The organism is Thermoactinomyces sp. CICC 10522 (genome assembly GCF_016055075.1).
Taxonomy (GTDB): domain Bacteria; phylum Bacillota; class Bacilli; order Thermoactinomycetales; family Thermoactinomycetaceae; genus Thermoactinomyces_A; species Thermoactinomyces_A daqus.
Map to the genome: position 1 here is coordinate 1 of NZ_JAECVY010000038.1, position 5,599 is coordinate 5,599.

Genomic DNA, 5,599 nt, shown 5'->3' on the forward strand with positions numbered 1-5,599 from the left:
AAGGAAACGGACGAAACGACGGGCACATCGACCAACTACAGCTATGACGCCGACAATCGCCTGACTTCCGTTCAGGAGCCGAACAGCAACCAGACCGACTACACCTATGATGCGAACGGCAACGTCACCCAGCAAAAACTGACCGCCGGCAGCACGGTGATCACGCAAGGGTATGCCTACAACAGCAATAACCAACTGGTGAAAATCACCTCTAACGGCGCGAATCAAGCGTGGTTCAACTACAACGAGCAAGACCAGGTGGCCCGCCGCAAAACGGCCGACGGCAACATGACCTTTAACCGCTATAACGGCGCCGGAGATCTGGTCGAACGGGACATCTTCGACAAAAACGGCAACTTGCTCTACAGCTATCTCTACGCATATGACAACAAAGGGCGGATCACCTCCGTTACCGAAACAGACGGAACCAACCCGCCGAAAACGACGTCTTACCAGTATGACGCACTGGACCAATTGACCAAAGAAACCCGGCCGGACGGAACGGTGATCGAATACACCTATGACGAAACGGGCAACCGCCTCACCAAGAAAGTTACCCAGGGCGGAAACAGCACGACTACGACATACACCTACGACGACGCCGATCAACTCACTTCGGTCAACGGCACGAACTATACCTACGACGCCAACGGCAACCTGACCAGCGATGGCAACAAAACCTATGTCTATGACGCGGCCAACCGCTTAACCGCCGTCAAGGACAGCAACGGCAACACCATCGCCTCATTCACCTACCGGGCCGATGGCATGCGCAAAACGATGACCACCGCCTCAGGCACGATCACGTTCCACTATGACCAGAACAACAACGTGTCTTATGAGACGGATCAAAGCGGAGCCGTCGTCGCCAGCTATATCTACGATGACAACAATTTGCCAGTCAGCATGACCCGGGGTGGAAAAACGTATTTCTACCAATTGAACGGCCATGGGGATGTCGTGGCACTCACGGATAGCACCGGTGCCGTGGTCAATACGTACACCTACGATGCCTTCGGCAACCTCGTCAGCCAAACCGGAACGGTGGAAAATCCATACTTGTATGCGGGTTATAGATATGACAAGGAAACAGGCTTGTATTACTTGCAAAGTCGGTACTACAACCCGGATACGGGAAGATTTTTGACAAGGGATAAGTTTGAAGGGTTTGAGCAAAAGCCGTTGAGTTTGAATAAGTATGCTTATGTTGAAAATAATCCTGTTATGCAATCTGATCCTACGGGACAGAATCCTCTCTTAGTTATTATAGGAGAAATAATTCTAGATGCATTGATTGCCGCTTTGGTTTCGACTGCTTTTGATATGCTTTGGACTTATGGCTTCAATTGGAGCCATTGGAGATGGAGTGTTATCTGGCCTAAGTTTCTACGATATTTTTTGGCTTCGTTACCGTTTACTCGTTGGCTGAAGTTACTTTCCTTATCAGCGATATCAGGCATTCGTTATTCCATCTATGTGGCTTGGGTCTCTTCAAAAGCGCGTGGTTTTTGGTCAGGATTAAGGGCCATGAGAAGAGTTGTTGTAAAATTTTGGAAGTGGCATGTTTTAGGAAGACTCAGAAGGTGGCTGTAAGAGAATTTCTATAAAAGTACTAGCAAGCAAGTGTTGCTATAAAACCTTGCTTGCTAGAAACCTAAATACTTTGGTAAGAGGAGATGTCTATTATTGTCTCAGAATAGTCACTTGGTTCAATTCAAAGAAAGCAGTATAGGTCCAATTATACTCATTCAATTATCAGATAAAGATTTACTTCATTTAACACAATGTATCACTGAGTTAGAATATAGAATAGAAGATTCATGTGTTTTTTCCTCTCAAACTTGTGAGCAAAAAACAGTACGTATTGTTTTTAATAGAACCGTAAAAGATCAAAGCCATATAAGGAAATTCTTTTATTATTTTATAAGCCTTTTTGTACTATTAGGGAGTGTAATTGGATTTGTATCTAGTATTTACTATCTAATCCAGTTACTTATAAGTGGGTGAAAGGCATTGTCAAGTATGGTAGAGCCTAATATTAGAATTTGCAATCGGGTAGAGGAAATTGAGGTTCTAATAGAGCTAGATGTAAACCAAGTGAAAAAATTAAGACGTAGTCTAGATGATCTTTATATTGATGGTGGACAATTTAATTTTTTATGTGAAAATGAAGATGGTCAAAAGGTGATGGTGTTGTTTCAGAAAGTTCATCTTAACGGAGAGCAGATGGAATTGGATAATCATACGGAAGAAAACTGGATTTCATCTGTTATTGATTTCCTTCGTATTCCAGTAACAATCTTTTTTTTCTTGCTAGGTTTGTATTCAATCTATCATTTGATTAGATAATCCGGCAAATATCTATAAATACTACGGTTGCAGGTTTCAAGTGAACCAAATTTTCATGAGCGGGTTATTCTCACAGGAATAGAAATTCAAAAATCGTTAGTAATTAACATTCTCTCTTATTTCAGTACAATGGAATTACTACGACTCGAAATAAATTTGAGTAACTATTGACCAGCGTAATTTTGGAATTTAATGAAACGAAAAACTTATTTTATAGGCGGGAAGATAATACATGGATTTATCGATAATTAAAAAGATAAAAACAATAATAAATTTGTTAACTTTCTCTTTTTCCATAGCTCTTATTTATTTTATGTTTACTGATACTACCCCCCCTTGGTTTGACTACTTTTTAGGAAGTGCCTTCATGTTAGCAGCTATTAGATATGGAATAGATTCCTTTATGGAGGAAAAAGAAAAAGATAAAAAATCATTTTTTATAGTTGCTATCATGTTTATCATAATTGCCATTCTAATTCTTCTCGTAAAACCTATTAAATCAGGATTCATTTAATAGTCATAAAAATATATCGGTATAATGACCCCATACGCTTCCAGACAAAATGATAATAGTAGGAAGTAAGAAAGGGGTTATTTTTATTGGGCGGCAAAAGATAGATATTTGAGACCCTATTGGCTACAACGGCGCCGGGGATCTGGTCGAACGGGACATCTTCGACAAAAACGGCAACTTGCTCTACAGCTATCTCTATGCGTATGACAATAAAGGGCGGATCACCTCCGTTACCGAAACAGACGGAACCAACCCGCCACAAATGACGTCTTACGAGTATGACGCACTGGACCAATTGACCAAGGAAACCCGGCCAGACGGAACGGTGATCGAATACACCTATGACGAAGTGGGTAACCGCCTCACCCAGAAAGTCACCCAGGGGGGAAACAGCACCACCACAACGTATACGTACGACGATGCTGACCAACTCACTTCGGTCAACGGCACGAACTATACCTACGACGCCAATGGCAACCTGACCAGCGATGGCAGCAAAACCTATGTCTACGACGCGGCCAACCACCTGATTCAGGTGAAAGACAGCAGCGGCAACACCATCGCCTCGTTCACCTACCGGGCCGATGGCATGCGCAAAACCATGACCACCGCTTCTGGCACGATCACGTTCCACTATGACCAGAACAAGAACGTGTCTTATGAGACGGATCAAAGCGGAGCCGTCGTCGCCAGCTACACCTATGATGACGACAATCTGCCTGTCAGCATGACCCGGGGTGGGAAACTACCAATTAATTGACCGTGGGGATGTCGTGGCACTCACCGATAGCACCGGTGCCGTGGACGTATACCTACGATGCCTTCGGCAACCTCGTCAGCCAAACGGGTACCGTCGTCAACCCCTATACGTACGCGGGTTATAGATATGACAAGGAAACGGGATTGTATTACTTGCAAAGCCGGTACTACAATCCGGATACGGGAAGATTCTTGACGAGGGATACGTTTGAGGGTATTCCAAGTGATCCATTAAGCCAGCATAAGTATATATATTGTCAAAACAATCCTGTGAACAATATTGATCCAAATGACATTCGATGGTTGGCCGTTACCTGGCAGCCGCTATACGCCATGTTTTCGCAGGGGTAGTAGAACTTTACGCTGGTTTAGCGTGGCTTGAAAACAGGCCTCAATCATATTATTATAGCTACCTTAAAAAAATAATTGCTCGGGTACTATCGAGGATTTTAGACTGGCAATGCGTGTATTACCATTTGAAATAGAAACAGGTCAATTGGAGCTAGCAGCAGTTACAATTGGATCAATTATAGCCTATGCTTATTACGCCCCATTCCATACGTATATGGCAATCCGTAATTTTTATCAGGCAGCAAGAGATATAAGGATAGCTATTCGATATGCATGGTTAAGTTGGTTTTAAAATATAGTCATTTTAGTCGAATAATTAGACACAGCCCGAAACAGGCTGTGTCTTACTAACATTTCAAGGTAAGGTGAGCGTGGATGATGGATGACATTTTTGTAAGCTTGCTATATTTGATAGGGATTATTGTTTTGACAGTAATCATTATTTTATATTTTGTCGGTTCTTTAAAAACCCGTTTAGGAATAATAATGGTCCTGATTTATTATGTTTGGTTTGTTTTTTATCTTTGTTTTTCGAATATCTGGATTGAGATGTGGCATTATTTTGTAAAAAAAGGAATATGATTCTTTGTCTGATGACCTTTTCCTTTTGTTTTGCGAAATTTATTTAATGGTATTTTTTGTAAAGAAATTGAAGGAGGACACCCTGGTTCGGATTGATGTTTGACTGTTCGCCGCCTAAGATGAGATGGCCGGAGATAAGTTCATAAACTAATCAGAATGGGAATGCTGGCTGGAATGTAGAAAATTAGATTAAATGATAATTATTCACCTATAAAAATAGATCGATCCGAAATAATGAATAAGATTTAATTGAATTAAAATCCACAGTAAAAATAAGATGTGGATTAATTTGGAGCAAATCGACGAACAAAAAGCAATGAATGATCGGCCAAACCTGTCCATAATAGGATAAGATGTCTCGTCATTCTGGATTAATTTAAGTTCATATTTTGACCAGTATATCTACATAAAAATGTCCCAAAGTTTGCAAAAGGTACGCATCAGCAACGTCATGCAAAAGTTAAATGTGAAAGGACGATCCCAAGCCGTAGTGGAGTTGGTAAGATTGGGCGAATTAAAGATATAGTCTGCATGTGACCCTGCCGCATTTGCAAGAAGGCAGGGGTTTTTATGTGGGGAAAAAGGCCGACTGGATTAAAGATTTCAGTACAACGTTTGACCGGGTGGACGGATTTTTGAAGATCAATGAAGAGATAGCTTAGGTCGTACGGCAGATCTTCGACTGGTATGCAAAGGACAATAAAAGATCGGTGGGCGTAAGAAACAAATCCGCAACCCCAGAGAAAAATGGCTGGTATTTAAAAATCATCATATGCCGATTGTCTCTCGGGCAATCTGAAAAAAAGCCAATCCGAAAGAAGGGAATAAACAGAAAGGGAATATTACACTATGGAATGATTTGAGTGGAATCTGTAGGTGCAGTAAATGTAGATCCGATATGATTGTTGTACAACCAAAAACCTTTCGGATGGCTCCAAGCGGACATTTTATAATGACCCCATACGCTTCCAGACGAAAGATAAAGTATAATGGAAGGAAGCAAGAAAGGGGTCGTTTTTTATGGGGCGGCGAAAATGGACTGCT

General features: G+C 41.7%; 5 protein-coding genes and 1 pseudogene. All 6 read left to right on the plus strand.

Translation table 11 applies throughout. The features are described from left to right. Nucleotides 1–1,593, plus strand: a 1,593-nt coding sequence (locus I8U18_RS17235; protein ID WP_198065162.1) for an RHS repeat domain-containing protein, incomplete at its 5' end; no start/stop codon positions are given. Between the two features lie 420 nt (nucleotides 1,594–2,013). Then, on the plus strand, nucleotides 2,014–2,349 hold the full coding sequence (locus I8U18_RS17240) for a hypothetical protein (protein ID WP_198056594.1): 336 nt from the start codon (nucleotides 2,014–2,016) through the stop codon (nucleotides 2,347–2,349). Nucleotides 2,350–2,581: 232 nt separating this feature from the next. Further along, a complete protein-coding gene (locus I8U18_RS17245; protein WP_198065163.1) occupies nucleotides 2,582–2,863 on the plus strand; it encodes a hypothetical protein in 282 nt (93 codons plus the stop codon). 118 nt (nucleotides 2,864–2,981) lie between these two features. Beyond that, a complete protein-coding gene (locus I8U18_RS17250) occupies nucleotides 2,982–3,623 on the plus strand; it encodes a hypothetical protein (RefSeq protein ID WP_483316416.1) in 642 nt (213 codons plus the stop codon). 8 nt (nucleotides 3,624–3,631) lie between these two features. Continuing rightward, entirely contained in the window at nucleotides 3,632–3,973 is a 342-nt protein-coding gene (locus I8U18_RS17255) for an RHS repeat-associated core domain-containing protein (RefSeq protein ID WP_198056591.1), read from the plus strand. 1,018 nt (nucleotides 3,974–4,991) lie between these two features. Then, nucleotides 4,992–5,081 (plus strand): annotated as a pseudogene (locus I8U18_RS17260) (helix-turn-helix domain-containing protein); the annotation flags it as partial. Nucleotides 5,082–5,599 lie beyond the last annotated feature (518 nt).

What these genes read in the sequence shown, in the direction of transcription:
- I8U18_RS17255 (WP_198056591.1), top strand. Translation starts at nt 3,632, where the DNA reads ATGTCGTGGCACTCACCGATAGCACCGGTGCCGTGGACGTATACCTAC.
- I8U18_RS17245 (WP_198065163.1), top strand. Translation starts at nt 2,582, where the DNA reads ATGGATTTATCGATAATTAAAAAGATAAAAACAATAATAAATTTGTTA.